Raw genomic sequence first — 18,589 nt, forward strand, 5'->3', positions numbered from 1 at the left:
TCGTCTTATTTCTTGATGTGCTTGTGCGGCACACACTTCAGATGGCCGTTGACGTAGGTCAGGAACTTGGCCGGGTCCGCGCATTTCAGATAAGAATAGTGGCCGTTCATGTAGGACGTATAGGGCGCATAGCAGTTGTGCTTGTCGCAGCCCTTGTCCCACGGGTACGGCGTATAGGTGTTTTCCCAAGCCGCAGCGGCCCCGGCGAATTGCGTCAATGACATGGCCGATAGGGCGGCAATAGCGAAAATTTTCATGGTAATCGTCCTTAAAAATGATGATTGAACGCGAAAATCGTATCCAAATTCGCCCAGAAACAAAGCGATTCGGTCAATTGTGTCTTAATTGTGGCCGATCTGGACCTGTGCGCCCGGACAGACTACATCAACGGAAACAATTCGGAGGGACAGGATGCTTGTGGTGATCTCACCGGCCAAACGGCTGGACTGGTCAGAGGTGGAAACCGCGCCGACTCAGCCTGATTTTCAGGAAGACGCGGTGCGTTTGGCCAAGACGGCCCGGAACCTGACCCTGACGCAGTTGAAATCGCTGATGGATCTGTCCGACGATCTGGCCCGCCTGAACCGCGACCGGTTCAAATCGTTTGAGGCCGATCCCGCGGCAGAGGTCGTGCGCCCGGCGGCGCTGGCTTTTGCGGGGGACACCTATCAAGGGCTTGAGGCCGGATCTCTGGATGCCGATGAAATGGCTTGGGCGCAGGATCATTTGCGCATTCTGTCCGGACTATATGGCGTGTTGCGTCCGCTTGATGCCATTCAGGCCTATCGTCTGGAAATGGGCAGCCGTCTGAAAACCCGGCGCGGCGCATCGCTTTACGATTATTGGCGCGATTCCCTGTCCAAGGCCTTGCGATCGCAGGCCGAGGCGCTGGGCACAGATGTCTTGGTGAATTGCGCCAGTCAGGAATATTTCGGCGCGGTGCCGCTGAAACCGCTGGGCCTGCGGGTCATTACCCCGGTGTTCCTTGAGGATAAGCCGGGCGGGCCGAAGATCGTCAGCTTCTTTGCCAAGAAGGCGCGGGGCAGCATGGCTCGTTATATTATTCAGCGCCGGTTGACGGACCCTGCGTCGCTGCTTGAATTCGACCTAGGCGGCTATGCCTATCGCCAGGATCTTTCCGAACCGGACAAGCCTGCGTTCGTCCGAGCCGAGCCCGCGACCTGAGCAGCGGGCGACCATCCCAGGTGATGGTCGATCTTGGCCAGCAAATCGGCCTTTCGCAGGGGTTTTGACAGGTAGTCATCCAGCCCTGCCGCAAGGATGCCATCGGCGTCACCGTCCAGCGCATGGGCGGTGACCGCAACGATGGGCGTGCCCGTATCGGGATCATATTCCCGGATCAACCTGGTTGCGGTTTTGCCGTCCATCTTGGGCATCGAGATATCCATGAATACAAGGTCGGGGGGGTCGGATTTGTACGAGGCGACCGCCTCAATCCCGTTTTTGACGAAGGTCACGTCAAAATCATTGAGCCGATCCCCCAGCATTTTACGGAAAACCAGTTGGTTTGTGGCGTTGTCTTCGGCCACCAAAAGGCGGGCCTTGCGCCGGTAAGGGGCTGCGGGCGCAACGGGTTCCGGGGCTGGCCCGGCCCGGCGCCGACTGCTGAACAGGGTGGTCACCGGGGCGGGCATATTGGCCGTCGCGCGTTCAACCGCCGACAACAGCGCTGAGCGCAAAAGCGGTTTTTGCAGCAAGGTCAGATCGTCCAATTCGGGCGCGCGGCTTTGGGCGGCGTTTGTGCAGATGATAAGATGCGTGTCCGGCCATTGCGCGCGGAACTGGCTGTATTCGGCATCTTTCGGGCCGCTGACGATGACCTGATCGACAATTGCAAAGGCCGGTTGCAGCGATGGGGCCTGATGGATTGAGGGCACACAGACCGGATCATAGCCGATTGCCTGAACCTGTTTCTTCAGGATCGCGCCAGACCATTCATCGGGATCGACAATCAGCACCTGGCCCTTTTCGGTGGTAGATGCCCCGCCAAGCGCGGGTTGTTCGCCGTCAATCGGCAGGGTCAGACGGAAGCCAAAGCACGATCCGACGTTTTCCTCGGAGGTGACCCAGATTTCGCCGCCCATCATTTCGATCAGGCGGCGGGTGATTGCCAGGCCAAGCCCCGTGCCTTCGAACTGGCGATTGCGGTCGTCATCGACCTGATTGAATTCGCCGAAGATCAGGCTTTGCTTGTCTTGGGGGATGCCGATTCCGGTGTCTTCGACAGTCACGTGAATGGCGCAATTGCCATCGGCGCGATGTTCGCCAACGATGCGGATCAGGACATGGCCCTTGGCGGTAAATTTGACCGCATTGCCAATCAGATTGGTCAGCACCTGCCGGAACCGCCCTGGATCGGCGACAAAGCGCGTGGGCAGGAACATGTCATAGTCGATCAACAGATCAAGGTTCTTTTCCCGCGCCATGGATTGCAGCAGCGTGACCACCTCATGCACGCATTTTTCCAGATCGAAGGGTTCGGGATGCAGGTCCAGCCTGTCGGCCTCAATCTTGGAATAGTCCAGAACGTCATTGATGATCACCAAAAGCGCCTCACCCGAATTGCGGATGGTTTCGACATAAAGCTGCTGTTCGTCGGTCAAATCGGTGTCGTTCAGCAGTTCGGACATGCCGACAACGCCGTTCATCGGCGTGCGGATTTCATGGCTCATATTCGCGAGGAAGGCTGATTTGGCCCGGTTCGCGGCTTCGGCCTTGCTGCGGGCGTCGCGCAGTTTCTGTTCATATAGCACGCTGGATGTGATGTTCAGCGCAAGGCTGACCACGTCGCCGCCAATGCCGCGATGGTCGATCAGTTTGATGTATTGTTGGTTCCACAGCCGGATCACGACAGGTTCCGGCGCGGGGGCCTGCCAGCGTTTGATCATCCGGTTGCGCCATTCGGCGGGGCGTTCGCCTTCGCAATCAACGATGCCTTCTTCGGTCAGCAATTGCAGAATGCGGGGATAAGTGATGCCGGGCCGCGCCTCCTCCAACTCCTCAAACACGCCCAGATAGGCGTGATTGGCCGCGATCAGCATGTTGTTTTCATCAAAGATGGCAAAGCCGTCCTGAATGGTTTCGATGGATTGCCAAAGCCGCCGCTCCACCACCTCGATTCGTTGGTTGGCTGCGTTCAGGTCGGATTTGACCCGCTGATTTTCGGACCGGACATTCGCCACCTCAGCGCGGGTTTCGACGATTTCATGGCTGAGTTTCTGGGCATGTCGGCCCAGTTTTTTATTGGCGGAAAATAGCTCTGCCTGCTTCAGCTCAAGCAAGCGTTCTGCCGCCAATCGCGCCCTGCGTTCCTGCGCAAGTTTGTCTGCAAAGGTCATCGTCCGCTCCGTCCTGTCAGGGGGACCGTGCCGTGTTTTGGTGAACATGTGTTTAAGATCGAAAAAGCCGAACCTTGCCCGACTCCTGCTGACATGGCAGCATGATCGCAATTGAGAGGGAGGCGATCATGCTCCGCGTCATTTTTCTGATTTTAAGTGCTTGTTTGATGTCTGGTGCCGCTGCGGCGCAGGATTTGGTGCCCGACCGGCGGCTGATCGTTTCGCGAAACGTCGATTTCTACGGCTCGGACCTACAACCGATGTTCGACACCACGCTTCAGGCCTGCCGGACGGTTTGCATTGCCGATGATCGGTGCACGGCCTTTACCTTCAACACCAAATCGAACGCCTGTTTTCCCAAGACCGCCGTATCAGACCGCGTGCCATATGAGGGCGCGATCTCGGCCACGGTGATTGAGGTCGCAACTGCGCTGCAACAACAGGCGCAGACCCGGTGGCAGGGGCTGACGGATATTCCGGCCCGTTATGCCCAGACCGCCCGGAATGAGGCCGATCAGATCGGTTTGCGCCATTCCGCAGGGGATTGGGCGGTGGACCGTCTGCTGGACGGTGCACGCGATCAGGAAAACGCCGGCAATGTGGTGAACGCGATGAACTGGATTGGCGCGGCGGTGGCGCAAACCGATGCAGCCGACCAATGGGTTGAATACGCCCGTCTGGCGCTGGCTTCGGCGGCCAGCGCAGCGCGCAGCGACGACCGCAACCGCTATCGCGAACGGGCGGTTGGGGCCGCGATCAACGGTTACTTGCGAGCAGCCGTTCCCGCCGGTCAGGTGCAAGCGCTGGCGCTATTGGCTGAGGCGCTAGAGGCCGATGAGAATGGCCGCGCCATGGTGCCGGTGCTGCGCCTGGCGCAGTCCTTGGGCGGTCGGGCCGATGTCGACCAAATGCTGGATCGCGCGATAGCCAAATACGGGTTCCGCATCACCGAACATGAGGTCGAGTCGAACACGGCCGATCCTCGGATCTGCGCTGTGTTTTCCGAGGATCTGATCACCTCGGGGCAGGATTACACGCCATTCGTGCGCGTGCCGGATGCCACCATCGCGGTTGAGGCTGAACAGCGCCGGATTTGCCTGACCGGCCTGCGCCATGGTGACCGTTATACCGTGACCTTCCGCCGGGGCCTGCCATCCAAAGCGGGCGAGGCGCTGATCAAGGACGTGCCGCTGACAGTCTATGTGCCGGACCGTGCGCCCTCGGTTGCCTTTTCGGGTCGGGCCTATGTTCTGCCGAAAACCTCGGACGCTGGGATTCCGATTGAGACGGTCAACCTGACCCGCGTGAACCTGACCTTGCGCCGGGTGAGTGACCGCAATCTGCTGCGCGCGGTGCAGGACGACTATTTCGGGCGGCCGCTGTCCTATTGGCAGGAACAGTATTTCAGCGAAGAAATCGCCGAGGATGTCTGGTCCGGCATTGGAGAGGTGCAGAACCAGCTGAACCAAACCATGGTCACCCGTCTGCCGATGGGGCAGGCGATCCGTGACCTGCCAGCCGGGGTCTATGCGCTGACGGCCTTGGCCGACGGGCAAGACCCATATGACGATCCGGGCGCAACGCAGTGGTTTGTGCTGTCTGACATCGGTCTGACCACGATGGCAGGCAATGACGGGTTGCATGTCTTTGCCCGCCACCTGACCGACGCGACAGAATTCGAAGGGCTGACTGTATCGCTGTTGTCCAAGGCAAACCGCGTTCTGGGAACGGCCCAGACCGATGCGCGGGGCTATGCGGTGTTTGATCCGGGCCTGATGCGCGGTACGGCGGGGGCTGCCCCTGCGATGGTCATGGCCGAGGCCGGGCAGGATGATTTCGCCTTTCTGTCGCTAACCGACCCGGCCTTTGATCTGTCTGATCGCGGGGTAGAAGGCCGCGCGCCCGCCGGGCCGGTGGATGTGTTTGTCTCAACCGACCGGGGTGCCTATCGCGCGGGCGAACGTGTTCGGGCCACCGCGCTGGTGCGTGATCCGCGTGTGGCGGCGGTGAATGACCTGCCGCTGACTGCGATCCTGACCCGACCTGATGGCGTAGAATACAGCCGCCATATCAGCCAAACCCCGGTTGCCGGAGGCCATGTGTTCGACATGCCGATTGCGCCCACGGCGGCGCGGGGCAAATGGACCTTGGCGCTGTTCGCGGATCTGGATGCGGCGGCCTTGGCCACCCAAAGCTTTCTGGTCGAAGATTTCATCCCCGAACGGATCGATTTTGATTTGGCCTTGCCGGATGGCCTGATCAACCCGCTTAGCACGCCTGATCTGACCATCGATGTGCGCTATCTGTTTGGCGCTCCGGGCGCGGCCCTGCCAGTTGAGGGCGAGGTCCGCTTGGTGTCTTTGACGGCGCTGCCGGACCTTCCGGGATATCGCTTTGGCCAACACGACGCGGCCCAAAGCGCCCGCGTGAAATCCCTGACCGGCCCGATTGAAACTGATTCTGAGGGCAAGGCATCCGTTGCGCTGATCCTGCCTGAGGCGGACGGCCCCGCCCAGCCGCATCAGGCTGAGGTGTTCGTGCGCGTTTCCGAAGGGTCGGCCCGCCCGGTGGAACGGCGGATCGAACGGCTGGTCGCCCCGTCCGGCCCGGTGATCGGGATCAAGCCGCTGGCCGATGGCGTGGTACCCGAAGGCACAACCGCGCAGTTCGAAGTGATGGGCTTTGGCCCGTCGCTGGACCCGCAACCTATGCAGGCTGTTTGGACGCTCAATCGCGTGCGCACCCAGTATCAGTGGTATCAGGAATACGGCAATTGGCGATGGGAGCCGATCACCACCCGCACCCGCGTTGCGGGCGGCGACGTGACGCTTGGCGCGCAGCCCGTGACGGTATCGGGCCAAGTGGAGTGGGGAAGCTATGAGTTGTTGGTTGAATCCGCCGACGGCCCCTATGCCGTCAGTTCGGTCGGCTTCTACGCCGGGTGGTATGCGCCTGCCGATACATCGGCCACGCCCGACACGTTGGAATTGTCGCTGGACAAGCCGAAATACCAAAGCGGCGACACGGCGACCCTGCGCTTGGTGCCGCGCTATGCGGGCAAGGCGCTTGTGTCCGTCCTCAGTGACCGGCTGATTTCCATGACTGCCGTGGACGTGACCGAGGGCGAGAACCTGATCGTCCTGCCGGTGACGGATGATTGGGGCGGCGGGGCCTATGTGACGGCCACCGTGATCCGCCCGATGGATGTTGCCGCAGGGCAGAACCCGTCGCGGGCGCTGGGGTTGGCCCATGCCGCGATTGATCCGGGCAGCCGCCGCTTGAACGTGTCCTTCGATGCGCCGACGCAGTCCGCGCCGCGCGGCCCGCTTGAGGCGTCGGTGGTCGTGGATGGCATCGCGCCGGGCGAAGCGGCCTATGTCACCGTGGCTGCCGTGGATCTGGGCATCCTGAACCTGACCGGTTTCCAAAGTCCCGATCCCTCGGGTCATTACTTTGGCCAGCGGCGCTTGGGCATGGACATCCGCGATGTCTATGGCCGCCTGATCGATGGGATGAACGGGGCGATGGGCACCATCCGGTCGGGCGGCGACGCCTCAGCCGAGGTGCGCCTTGAAAGCCCGCCCCCAACCGAAGAATTGGTGGCCTATTTCTCGGGACCGGTTGCCGTTGGCCCGGATGGTCGCGCGACAGTTCGTTATGACCTGCCTGAGTTCAACGGCACCGTGCGCCTGATGGCCATCGCGTGGACCCCAACGGCGGTGGGGCAGGCCGAGGCAGACGTTCTGGTCCGTGATCCGATCGTCGTCACGGCAAGCCTGCCGCGCTTTCTATCGCCGGGCGATCAAAGCCGATTGCTGCTGGATCTGGTCCATACCGATGGTCCGGCGGGCGCAGTTGGCCTGACGGTTCGCGCCGATGGTCTGACGCTGGATGCCGCCGCGGTTCCGGCCTCATTTGACATTGGGGCTGACCAGACGCTGCGCTTTGCCATGCCGATCACGGCCGGGGCCGAGGGCGATCATAGCATCACCGTAGTGCTGACCGCGCCGGGCGGGCAGACCCTGACCAAGACCGTTGCCTTGGGCGTTCGGCAGCTTGATCCACCGGTATCGCAAACGCGGCGCGTGGCCTTGGCGCCCGGTGCCTCCTTCACGCTGGATGACAACGTGTTCGCCGGATTGCGCCGGGGTAGTGCCGAGGCGGTGATCTCGGCCGGGCCATTGGCGCGGTTCGATGCGCCGGGGCTTCTGGCGTCGCTGGACCGCTACCCCTACGGCTGCACCGAACAGGTGACGTCGCAGGCGATGCCGCTTCTGTATTTGTCCTCGGTGGCCGAGGCGATGGGCATGGGCGACCAGAGCCAGATGGATCTGCGGATCTCGCAGGCGGTGACCAAGGTTCTGACCCGGCAAGCGCCGAACGGGGCATTTGGGCTGTGGCAGGCGCAGTCGGGGGATTTCTGGCTGGACACCTATGTCACTGACTTTCTAAGCCGGGCACGGGCCGCAGGCCATGACGTGCCCAAGTTGGCCTTTGATCGGGCCTTGGACAACCTGCGCAACCGTGTGGCCTATGCCCCGGACTTCGACAATGGCGGCGAGGATATCGCCTATGCGCTGATGGTTCTGGCTCGCGAAGGGCAGGCCAATATGGGCGACCTGCGCTACTATGCCGACACCCGATCCGAGGCGCTGGCAACGCCCATGGCGCAGGCCCAACTGGGCGCGGCATTGGCGCTATACGGCGATCAGACCCGCGCGGACCGGCTGTTTAGCCAAGCGGCCCGCAGGGTCGCGCGGCAGGCCCCTCAGGCCAGCGAATACCGTATCGATTACGGCAGCCCCCTGCGCGACGCGGCTGGCGTATTGTCCTTGGCGGTTGAGGCGGGCAGCAACGCGGTTGACCGTCAGGCCCTTCAGGCGCGGCTGACCGCCCAAGCGGCGGGCATGTCGACCCAAGATCAAAGCTGGGCGCTTTTGGCGGCGCATGCCATGGTCCAAGATCCGGCGGTCTCGGGCCTGCTGATTGATGGAGCGCCCGCCAAAGGCCCGTTCGTGCGCAGGCTTGAGGGGGCCTTGGTTGATCCGCTGGTTCTGACCAATTCCGCGCAGGCCCCGACCGATGTGACTCTGACCACCATCGGCGTGCCGGAAGGCGCGACCGATAGGGGCGGCTACGGCTATGTGCTCGAACGTGATCTTTATGACATGACGGGCCTGCCGATTGAGGGGCCAATCACCGTGGGTGACCGCATGGTCGCGGTCATCACCGTCACCCCGGCAGAAGCCACGGGTGCACGGTTGATGGTCGATGTGCCATTGCCTGCGGGTCTTGAGATCGACAACCCGAACCTGATCCGGTCGGGCGATCTGCGGGATATGGACTGGCTTGAAACGGCGCAGCCCGAACATTCCGAATTCCGGGCCGAACGGTTCCTTGCCGCCGTGGATTGGAGCGGGACAGACCCGATGCGTCTGGCCTTTGTGGTGCGGGCCGTGTCGCCGGGGATTTTCCATGTGCCTGCGGCGGTGGTCGAAGACATGTACCGCCCGGCCTATCGCGCGTGGACGGCTTCGGGCGATGTCGTGATCGGTGAGTGATGCGGGCCCGGTTTTGGATCATCTGCGTTGTCGCGCTGTGGTCCGTGGCAGTGCTGCGCGATGGGTTCGACGATTGGGTCAGGCGCACGCCCTTGCCCGTTCTGGCCTATGAAACCGCCACCGAGGTGCGGGACCGCAATGGCGTGCTGTTGCGCCCCTATCTGGTGGCGGATGGGCGCTGGCGGTTGCGCACGTCGCTGGATGGCGTCGATCCGACCTTCATCGCCCGCCTGATCGCCTATGAGGACAAGCGGTTCTATACCCATCACGGAGTGGATTGGCTGGCCATCGCGCGATCTGCGGGGCAGATGGCGCGGCACGGGCGGATCGTTTCGGGCGGGTCGACCCTGACGATGCAGGTTGCGCGGCTGGCCGATGGCGGCGGCACTGGGCGCTGGGTTGGCAAGGCGCGGCAAATCCGGCTGGCCTTGGCGTTGGAGCGGCGTCTGAACAAAGCCCAGATCCTCGATCTGTACCTGCATCTTGCGCCCTATGGCGGCAATCTTGAGGGCGTGCGCGCCGCCACTCTGGCCTATCTTGGCAAAGAACCGCGCCGCCTGACCCCGGCGGAGGCCGCCTTTCTGATCGCCTTGCCACAAGCGCCCGAGGCCCGCCGCCCGGACCGCAACCCCAAAGCGGCGGCTACGGCGCGTGATCGGGTGCTTATGCGTTTGTCGGGCAGTGATGCCCTTAGCGCCGATGCCGCCCGCGCGGCCCTGCGTGATCCGGTGCCGGGCGGGCGCATCGCCTTTCCGCAACTGGCCCCGCATCTGGCAGATCGGTTGATCGCGGGCGGGCGCGACTATGTGCAGACGACGATCGACGCGGGGCTGCAAGCCTCAATCGAGCAGTTGGCGCAGGCCCAGATGATTGGCCGCGATCCACGCATGTCCGTGGCGATTTTGGCCGCCGATCACACCACGGGCGAGGTACTGGCCGCCGTCGGGTCGCCCGGTTATGATGAGGGTCAGGGCCGTCCCGGTTTCGTGGACATGACGCGGGCGTCGCGGTCGCCGGGGTCAACGCTGAAACCGTTGGTCTATGGGTTGGCGTTCGACCGTGGGCTGGCGCATCCCGAAACGCTGATCGCCGATACGCCGGTGCAATTCGGAACCTACGCTCCGCAGAACTTTGACGGGGTGTTTCGCGGCGATGTGCGAGTCGTCGATGCGCTACGCCTGTCGCTCAATATCCCGGTGGTGCGGTTGCTTGACGCGATTGGCCCGGCGCATCTGATGGCGGCGCTGCGCAAAACCGGGGCTGACCCGCAATTGCCTTCGGGGCAGGCAGGGCTGGCGATTGCGCTTGGCGGTGTGGGGCTGACGCTGAGCGATCTGGTGCAAAGCTATGCCATGCTGGCTGAGGCAGGGCAGGCCCGGCCCCTGCGATGGGAGGCCGATCAGGCCGTGTTAGAGCCTGTTTCCGTACTCTCCGCGCGGGCCGCTTGGCAGGTCGGGCATATGATGGCCGCCGTCACGCCGCCACGAAACGCGGGTCCGCGCGGGCGTGTGGCCTATAAGACCGGCACGTCCTACGGGCATCGCGATGCTTGGGCGATTGGCTTTGACGGGCGCTATGTGGTGGGCGTTTGGATGGGGCGGCCCGATGGTACGCCGGTGCCGGGGGCCTTTGGCGGGGATCTGGCCGCGCCGGTTCTGTTCGACGTGCTGGCCCGGATGCGGGCCGAGCCTGTGCCATTGCCGCCGCCGCCCGCAGATACGCTGATGGTGCCGAATGCGCGGCTGCCGCTGCCGCTGCAACGCTTTGGCGGGGCTGCGCGCGATTTGGTGGCTGGCGTCGCGGTGACCTTCCCGCCCGATGGGGCGCGGGTGGCGCAAATGCCCGAAGGTCTGCCGATCAAGCTAAAGGATGGGACGCCGCCCTATACGGTTCTGGTGAACGGGGCCGTGGTGTCCAGCGGTCTGCGCCGTCCCGAGCTGCTGTTGCCGCCGGTCGGGCGCGGGTTTTCAACCCTGTCGGTGATCGATGCACGCGGGACATCTGCCCGCGTGCACATTGAGGTGCGGTGATTACAGGCGCTCAATCGCCACGGCGATGCCCTGACCGCCGCCAATGCACATGGTGATCAGCGCGCGTTTGCCGCCGACCCGCTCCAGCTCATACAGGGCTTTGACGGTGATGATCGCGCCGGTTGCGCCAACCGGGTGACCAAGCGCAATCGCGCCGCCGTTCGGGTTGACCTTGGCCGGATCAAGCCCAAGCCCTTTGTTCACCGCCAGCGCCTGCGAGGCGAAGGCTTCGTTGCTTTCGATGACGTCGAAATCGGTGATCGACAGGCCAGTGCGGGCCAACAGGTTTTCGACCGCAGGCACCGGGCCAATGCCCATGACTTCGGGGCGCACGCCTGCGTGGGCGTAACCGATCACGCGCGCTTTGGGCTTCAGACCGGCCTTTTCGGCGGCGCTGGCGCGGGCCAGCACGATGGCCGCCGCACCGTCGTTGATGCCCGAGGCATTGCCCGCCGTCACGGTGCCGTCTTTCTTGAACACGGTGCGCAGGCCCGAGAGCGCCTCAAGCGAGGTGGCTTTGGGGTGCTCATCGGTGGCGAAATCGACCATGTCGCGCTTCACCTTCACCTGAACCGGCACGATCTGCGAGGCAAAGCGCCCTTCGGCAATCGCCTTGGCGGCGCGTTCCTGGCTTTCCATAGCAAAGGCATCTTGCGCTTGGCGGGTGATGTCATGCTCGGCCGCGACGTTTTCAGCGGTCACACCCATGTGGCCCGTGCCAAACGGGCAGTTCAGCGCGCCCAGCATCATGTCAAGCGTGCGGATATCGCCCATTTTCGAGCCCCAGCGCTGATCCGGCACGATATAGGGACTGCGGCTCATGTTCTCGGCGCCGCCTGCCAGTGCGAAGTCGGCATCCCCCAGCATCAGCGATTGAACCGCCGACACGACGGCCTGAGCACCCGATCCGCACAGACGGTTGACGTTCATCGCCGGGGTGGTGTCGGGAATGCCGGCCTGCATGGCGGCAACCCGGCTGAGGTACATGTCGCGCGGTTCGGTGTTGATGACGTGACCGAACACAACATGGCCGATCTGCCCGCCCTCGACGCCAGAACGCTCCAGCGCGGCTTTGGCTGCCGCCGTTCCCAGCTCAATCGGCGGGGTGTTGGCAAATGCGCCGCCAAAGGTGCCGATTGCGGTGCGTGCACCATCAAGAATGACGATATCGTCTGACATATGGGCTTTCCCCCTATAAATGAATTGCCACTACTATGGTCGTGCAATGGGGTTGTGTCAGCCGAGACGTTCCGTCATTTCTTTGCGCCACGTCAATGTGTGCGCTACCAACAGAAGAAATCCTGATCGCATCTTCGGGCCCGCCCGAAAATCAGGTGAATTGATCGCGGTTTTCACGGAAATAGGCGACCAATGCCTCGCGGAAGGCGCGGACCTTGCCGCCTTTCCAAACGTCGCGATGGGCGACGCACCAGATCGGGATATAGGGCTGCGGTGGCAGGATCGGCACTTGCACCAAACCCGGTGTGGACCGGCCCAGGAACATCGGCAGGCGCACCACGCCTAGTCCCGCCTGCGCGGCCCCCAGAATGGCGACCATATCGTCCAGCCATAGCTTCACCCGCGCATTGGGATGGCTGGCAAGCGAAGGTTTGGGCGGGCCCTTGGCCGAAACATGCATGACCCACTCAACGCAAGCGGCGGGATCGGCGGCAATTCGGTTTGCCAAGTCGGGTGTGGCGAAACTGGCCTGGGCCTGCTCGGCCAACCGCAGGCCGGTCAGCGTATCGCCGGGATCATTGCTGACGCGGATCGCCAGATCGGCCTCGCGCCGGTTCAGGTCCAGCAGATCATTCGTTGCGCGGATCGTCAGATCCACGTCGGGATGGGCATCGGCAAAGGCCCCGATGGGTTTGGCCAAACACGCAGCGATCAGCAATTGCGGCGCGGTGACGGTCAGGCTGCCGCGTAGGTGCTGGTCCTGCCCGGCCAAGCGCCGTTCCAGCGCGATATGCTGCTGTTCCATCTGTTCGGCGTGATAGGCCACCTCGCGGCCCGCCTCGGTCACGCGGTAGCCATCGGTCAGCCGTTCGAACAGCGGGGTGCCGACCGCCTTCTCCATCCGCTCCACCCGACGTGCCACGGTGGTATAGGCCACGCCCAAAGCGCTGCCCGCAGCGGCCAAGGTGCCGTGGCGGACCAGAAACAGCACCGCTTTCAGATCGTCCCAATTGCTTTCCATGCCGTGCAGTATCGCATGTGCGGGATGCAAACTCACGCGTTTTCGCATGTGTCGGGCTTGGATAAATCTGGGTTGTCACCAAAACAGGAGAGTTTCATGACCCATGTAGTTGTTCAATTGACCATTTCTGACCAAGACGCGCTGATGGCCTACCGCGCCAAAGCAGCCGATGCCATGGCGGTGCATGGTGGGGCCTTTTTGCAAGTGTCTGGCGACCTTGCTCAGTTGGAAGGGGAGGCGCCGTTGCCCACGATAATGGGTGTACTAACCTTTCCAAGCGCAGATGATGCCAAGGCGTGGATCAATGACCCGGCGCTGGCCGAGGTACACGCCTTGCGCAACAAGGCGGGCACCTCAACGATCACTTTGCTTGGCTAGGGGCAGCTATTCCGCCGCCACCGCCTGTGCCGCCTCGACCCGCACCGCCGCGAATTTGAACTCGGGGATTTTGCCATAGGGGTCCAAGGCCGGGTTGGTCAGGATGTTTGCCGCCGCCTCCACAAAGGCAAACGGCAGGAACACCATGTCCGGTGATATGGCGCGGTCCGCCCGCGCCATCACCTCAACCGAGCCGCGGCGCGTGGTCAATCGTACCATGCCGCCCGGCTCAACCCCCAGCTTTCGCAGGGTCGAGGGGTGAAGCGAACAGTTCGCCTCAGGCTCGACCGCGTCCAGCACCGCTGACCGACGCGTCATGGATCCGGTGTGCCAATGTTCCAGTTGACGGCCCGTGGTCAGGATCATCGGGTAATCGGCGTCGGGCGCCTCATCCGGTGCAATCACACTGGCGGGCGTGAATTTGGCGCGGCCACCATCACGCGGGAAGCCATCGCCAAACACAATCGGCTGGCCCGGATCTTCGGGCGAAAGCGACGGATAGGTCACCGCGTTTTCGCGCGCCAAACGATCCCACGTGATATTGCTAAGCGACTTCATGTTCAGCGCCATTTCCGCGAATACATCCGCAGGCGTTTCATAGGCCCAATTCAAGCCGCAGCGTTTGGCCAGTTCAACCTCGATCCACCAATCTTCCTTCGCCTCACCCGGCGGCGGTACAGCGGGACGGCCCATCTGCACCTGACGGTTGGTGTTGGTCACCGTGCCCGATTTCTCGGCAAAGGCCGAGGCGGGCAGGATCACATCGGCATAGTTCGCGGTTTCGGTCAGGAAGATATCCTGCACCACCAAGTGATCAAGCTTGGCCAGCGCCTCACGCGCATGTTCGACATCGGGGTCCGACATGGCCGGGTTTTCGCCCAGCACATACATCGCTTTGATGTCGCCATGATGCACGGCATCCAGGATTTCGGTTACGGTCAGACCCTTTTCAGCCGAGAAGTCGCCGCTGCCCCAAACTTCGGTAAATGCGCTGCGCACGCCGTCATCCGTCACCGTCTGGTAATCGGGCAGGAACATCGGGATCAGACCGGCGTCCGACGCGCCCTGCACATTGTTCTGACCGCGCAACGGGTGCAGGCCCGCGCCCGGTTTGCCCACATTGCCCGTCATCAGTGCAAGCGAGATCAGGCAGCGCGAATTATCCGTGCCGTGGATGTGTTGCGACACGCCCATGCCCCAGAAGATCATGCCACCCTTGGCCCCGGCAAAGGTCCGGGCCACGTCGCGTAGCACCTCAGGCGCGATGCCGCAAATCTCGCTCATTTTCTCGGGCGTGAACTGGGCCAGATGCGCCTTCTCGGCCTCCCAATTCTCAGTGAAGCGGTCGATATAGCCCTGATCGTAAAGGCCCTCTTCGACGATCACATGCATGATCGCATTCAGCATCGACACATCGGCACCGGGGCGGAACTGCAGCATGTGGCTGGCGTGGCGTTTCAGCGCCGTGCCGCGCGGGTCCATCACGATCAGCTTGCCGCCGCGCTTGGCGAATTGCTTGAAATAGGTCGCCGCAACCGGGTGGTTCTCGATCGGGTTCGAGCCGATAACGATGGCCACATCGGCGTTCTCAATCTCGTTGAACGTGGCCGAAACGGCCCCGCTGCCGACGTTCTCCATCAATGCCGCAACGGAGGATGCATGGCACAGCCGCGTGCAGTGGTCGACATTGTTGTGACCAAAGCCCTGTCGGATGAATTTCTGGAACAGATAGGCCTCTTCGTTGGTGCATTTGGCACTGCCAAAGCCCGCCACCTCGCGCCCGCGGCCCTTCAGGCCCTTGGCGGCGAAATCCAGCGCCTCGTCCCATGTGGCTTCGCGAAACACCTCGCCCCAATTGCCGGGATCCACGTTCAGCCCTTTGGGCGCGCCTTCGCGGCGGATCAGCGGCTTGGTCAGGCGGTGGTCGTGGTGAATATAGTCAAAGCCAAAGCGGCCCTTCACGCACAGACGGTTTTCGTTGGCCGGGCCGTCGATGCCTTCTACGTATTTCACGCGGCCATCTTTGACCTTCAGGCTGATCTGGCAGCCGACGCCGCAGAACGGGCAAACGCTTTCGACCTCACTGTCATAGTCAGCGCTGTCGCCTTGCTGCGCGTCGTCCAGAACCGTCGCGGGCATCAAGGCCCCGGTCGGGCAGGCTTGCACACATTCACCGCAGGCCACGCAGGTCGACGCGCCCATCGGATCGGCAAAGTCAAAGGTCGGATAGGCGTCATGGCCACGGCCCGCCATGCCGATCACATCATTGACCTGCACTTCGCGGCAGGCGCGCACGCAAAGACCACATTGAATGCAGGCATCGAGATTGACGCGCATGGCCACGTGGCTGTCATCCAACAGAGGGATGCGTTCGGCCTCTAGCGTCGGGAAACGGCTCTCGGAAATGCCAGTCGCTTCGGCCATGTCCCACAAATGGGATGAGGCATCATGCGCGGCGTCCCGCTCGGGCTGGTCTGCCAGAAGCAGTTCAACCACCATCTTGCGGGCGTTCTTGGCGCGGGCCGACTGGGTGGTGACAACCATGCCTTCGCTGGGTTCACGGATGCAGGAGGCGGCCAAAGTCCGCTCGCCCTCGATCTCAACCATACAGGCGCGGCAGTTGCCATCGGGCCGATAGCCCGGCGCAGGTTTGTGGCATAAGTGCGGGATCACAAGGCCACGGCCATTGGCCACTTCCCAAATGGTATCGCCCTTGCAGGCCTCGACCTGCTGGCCATCCAGTGTGAATCGAATTGTATCGGTCATGTCGCGTCTCCCTAAGGGAAGGGTAAACCACGGCGGTTTTCATTCCAGAACCATGAATCCGACCGTTTGGCCGGATTTTCCGCCCCGCGCCGTTTCCCATAGTCACCAAACTGTAACGACCGGGGACAAAGGTGCACGCCGCGCCGCAGCATGCCAAATTCAGAATATTTTGGTGGGTGATGCATCCAATCCGGGCGTTGAGCCGTAAAGAGATAGAACACCTATGACAGGAGCGGCCCCGAATGCCCTTTGAATCCTTTCCAGACCCACGCCGAAAGATCGCCGTCATCGGAGGCGGCATCTCAGGCATGGGCGCGGCGACCATGCTAGGGCAGGCCCATGACGTCACCCTGTTTGAGGCCGAGTCGCGCTTGGGCGGCCATGCGCGGACCATCGTTGCGGGTCGCAATGGTGACCAGCCGGTGGATACCGGGTTCATCGTGTTCAACTATGCCAATTATCCGCACCTGACCCGGCTGTTCCAAACGCTGGATGTGCCGGTGGTCAAAAGCGACATGAGTTTTGGCGCGTCTTTGCAGGGCGGGCGGCTGGAGTATGGTCTGCGTGATCTGAAAGCGGTGTTCGCGCAGAAGCGCAATGTGGTGAATCCGCGTTTTCTGGGGATGCTGAGCGATGTGCTGCGGTTCAATGCCCAAGCCTTGGACATGGCGCGGGATGAAAGCCTGACGCTGGGCCAGTTCTTGGAAAAGCTGGGAACCGGCGATTGGTTCCGCGACTACTATCTGTTGCCGCTGTCGGGGGCGATCTGGTCTACGCCGACCGAAAAGATCCTGGACTTTCCGGCTTATGCCCTGATCCGGTTTTTCGAAAACCACGCCCTGCTGAGCCACGAGGGCCAGCACCAGTGGTATACAGTCAAGGGCGGTTCGGCCGCCTATGTGTCGCGGCTAGAGGCGCAGATGCGCAGGCAGGGCGTTGTCATTCGCACCGGAACCCCGATTGCAGGGGTGCGCCGGTCACCCGGCAAGGCCGAGGTGCGCGCGCATGGCGGCGACTGGCAAGCCTTTGACGAGGTGGTGTTCGCCACCCATTCCGATGACGCGCTGGCCTTGCTGAGCGATCCGACCGCGCATGAAGCGCAGTCACTGGGCGCAGTTGCCTATCAGCCGAACAAGATCGTGCTGCATGCCGATGCTTCGGTCATGCCCAAGCGCAAGCGGTGCTGGTCGTCGTGGAACTACACCGAAACCGCCCGGAAAGAGATGAACGCAATCGATCTGACCTATTGGATGAATTGCCTTCAGCCCATCCCGGAAAGCGACCCGATGTTTGTGACGCTGAACAGCACCCGGCCCATTCGCGAAGACCTGATCTATGACGAATGCACCTTGCGCCACCCGGTCTTTGATCTGGGGGCGCTGGCCGCCCAGAAGAAGATGGCGGCGATGAACGGGCTGCGCCGGACGTGGTTCTGCGGCGCTTGGATGAAGAACGGCTTTCATGAGGATGGGCTATCGAGCGCGGTTGACGTGGCACGGGCCATTCTCGACCGGCACCGCATGGCGGCGGCAGCATGACAGGCATCGATCACATCAGCGGAACGACATGGCACGGGCGGCATGGGGATCTGTCGCACGCGTTCCGCTATTCGGTTGACTATGTGCTGTTCGATGTAGACGCATCAGCCAAGGCACCATTCCTGTTTTCCCGCAATCGCCGCAATCTGGCATCGGTCCAAGACCGGGATCATGGCGGTGCAGTCGGGCAAGGGCGCGGCGCGGATTGGGTGCGTGAGGTGCTGGCCGAGGCAGGCATTCCCGTCGCCCGGATCGAGCTGCTGACCCAGCCGCGCCTGCTGGGCCATGTGTTTAACCCGGTTAGCTTTTGGCTGTGCTATGACGTATCGGGCGCGTTGACCTGCGTGATTGCCGAGGTGTCGAACACCTTTGGCGACCGGCATTCCTATCTGTGCCGGCGACCCGATGGCGGGGCGATTGGCCCGTCAGATCGGCTCTGCGCGGCCAAGCTGTTCCACGTCTCGCCGTTCCAGCCGATTGAGGGCGGATACGTGTTTCGCTTTGATATCAGACCCGACAAGATCGGCATCTGGATCGATTTTGACGCCTCGCACGGCGGGATGCGTGCCAACCTGACCGGAACGCGCAAACCGCTGACGAACCGATCGGTGCTGTGGTCCTTGTTGCGCCGCCCGTTTGGGTCGCGTCGGGTGCTGGCGCTGATCTACTGGCAGGCGCTGCGGCTGAAGCTGAAGGGCGCGCCCTACCGCACAAGGCCCGAGCCGCCAGCGGAAGAGATTTCATGAAGGTGCTTTCA

General features: G+C 62.5%; 11 protein-coding genes. 6 read left to right on the forward strand and 5 right to left on the reverse strand.

Translation table 11 applies throughout. The features are described from left to right. Positions 1-5: 5 nt before the first annotated feature. Positions 6-257, reverse strand: coding sequence for a hypothetical protein (locus PRI8871_RS07190; RefSeq protein WP_108885509.1), 252 nt, complete (start codon positions 255-257; stop codon positions 6-8). Positions 258-411: 154 nt separating this feature from the next. Here PRI8871_RS07190 and yaaA point away from each other — a divergent pair, with 154 nt between their 5' ends. Continuing rightward, entirely contained in the window at positions 412-1,185 is a 774-nt protein-coding gene (gene yaaA / locus PRI8871_RS07195; protein ID WP_108885510.1) for a peroxide stress protein YaaA, read from the forward strand. Here the strand turns inward: yaaA and PRI8871_RS07200 are convergent. Further along, positions 1,122-3,359: an ATP-binding protein gene (locus PRI8871_RS07200; RefSeq protein WP_108885511.1), complete on the reverse strand. Its 2,238-nt coding sequence runs from the start codon at positions 3,357-3,359 to the stop codon at positions 1,122-1,124. The genes yaaA and PRI8871_RS07200 overlap by 64 nt on opposite strands. A gap of 128 nt (positions 3,360-3,487) precedes the next feature. Here PRI8871_RS07200 and PRI8871_RS07205 point away from each other — a divergent pair, with 128 nt between their 5' ends. Both PRI8871_RS07205 and pbpC read left to right on the forward strand, forming a co-directional pair. Further along, positions 3,488-8,920, forward strand: a complete 5,433-nt coding sequence (locus tag PRI8871_RS07205) for an alpha-2-macroglobulin family protein (protein ID WP_108885512.1) — start codon at positions 3,488-3,490, stop codon at positions 8,918-8,920. Then, the gene (pbpC, locus tag PRI8871_RS07210; RefSeq protein ID WP_108885513.1) at positions 8,920-10,950 is read left to right on the forward strand and encodes a penicillin-binding protein 1C; all 2,031 of its coding nucleotides are present in this window, start codon (positions 8,920-8,922) and stop codon (positions 10,948-10,950) included. Before PRI8871_RS07205 ends, pbpC begins: the two co-directional genes overlap by 1 nt. Here the strand turns inward: pbpC and PRI8871_RS07215 are convergent, their stop codons facing one another. Together PRI8871_RS07215 and PRI8871_RS07220 are read right to left on the reverse strand one after the other, a co-directional pair. After that, positions 10,951-12,129: an acetyl-CoA C-acyltransferase family protein gene (locus tag PRI8871_RS07215; RefSeq protein ID WP_108885514.1), complete on the reverse strand. Its 1,179-nt coding sequence runs from the start codon at positions 12,127-12,129 to the stop codon at positions 10,951-10,953. Positions 12,130-12,280: 151 nt separating this feature from the next. Continuing rightward, positions 12,281-13,150, reverse strand: coding sequence for a LysR family transcriptional regulator (locus PRI8871_RS07220; RefSeq protein WP_108885515.1), 870 nt, complete (start codon positions 13,148-13,150; stop codon positions 12,281-12,283). Between the two features lie 96 nt (positions 13,151-13,246). On the opposite strand from PRI8871_RS07220, the gene PRI8871_RS07225 reads away from it, so the two are divergent. Next, on the forward strand, positions 13,247-13,528 hold the full coding sequence (locus PRI8871_RS07225; RefSeq protein ID WP_108885516.1) for a DUF1330 domain-containing protein: 282 nt from the start codon (positions 13,247-13,249) through the stop codon (positions 13,526-13,528). Positions 13,529-13,534: 6 nt separating this feature from the next. On the opposite strand, the gene fdhF is transcribed toward PRI8871_RS07225, so the two are convergent. After that, entirely contained in the window at positions 13,535-16,294 is a 2,760-nt protein-coding gene (fdhF, locus tag PRI8871_RS07230; protein WP_108885517.1) for a formate dehydrogenase subunit alpha, read from the reverse strand. 242 nt (positions 16,295-16,536) lie between these two features. Here fdhF and PRI8871_RS07235 point away from each other — a divergent pair, with 242 nt between their 5' ends. Both PRI8871_RS07235 and PRI8871_RS07240 read left to right on the forward strand, forming a co-directional pair. Beyond that, positions 16,537-17,832, forward strand: coding sequence for an NAD(P)/FAD-dependent oxidoreductase (locus PRI8871_RS07235; RefSeq protein ID WP_108885518.1), 1,296 nt, complete (start codon positions 16,537-16,539; stop codon positions 17,830-17,832). Further along, positions 17,829-18,578 (forward strand): DUF1365 domain-containing protein, encoded by a 750-nt coding sequence (locus PRI8871_RS07240; RefSeq protein ID WP_108885519.1) that lies wholly within the window; start codon positions 17,829-17,831, stop codon positions 18,576-18,578. Before PRI8871_RS07235 ends, PRI8871_RS07240 begins: the two co-directional genes overlap by 4 nt. Positions 18,579-18,589 lie beyond the last annotated feature (11 nt).

This window comes from Pseudoprimorskyibacter insulae, from assembly GCF_900302505.1.
Lineage (GTDB): Bacteria > Pseudomonadota > Alphaproteobacteria > Rhodobacterales > Rhodobacteraceae > Pseudoprimorskyibacter > Pseudoprimorskyibacter insulae.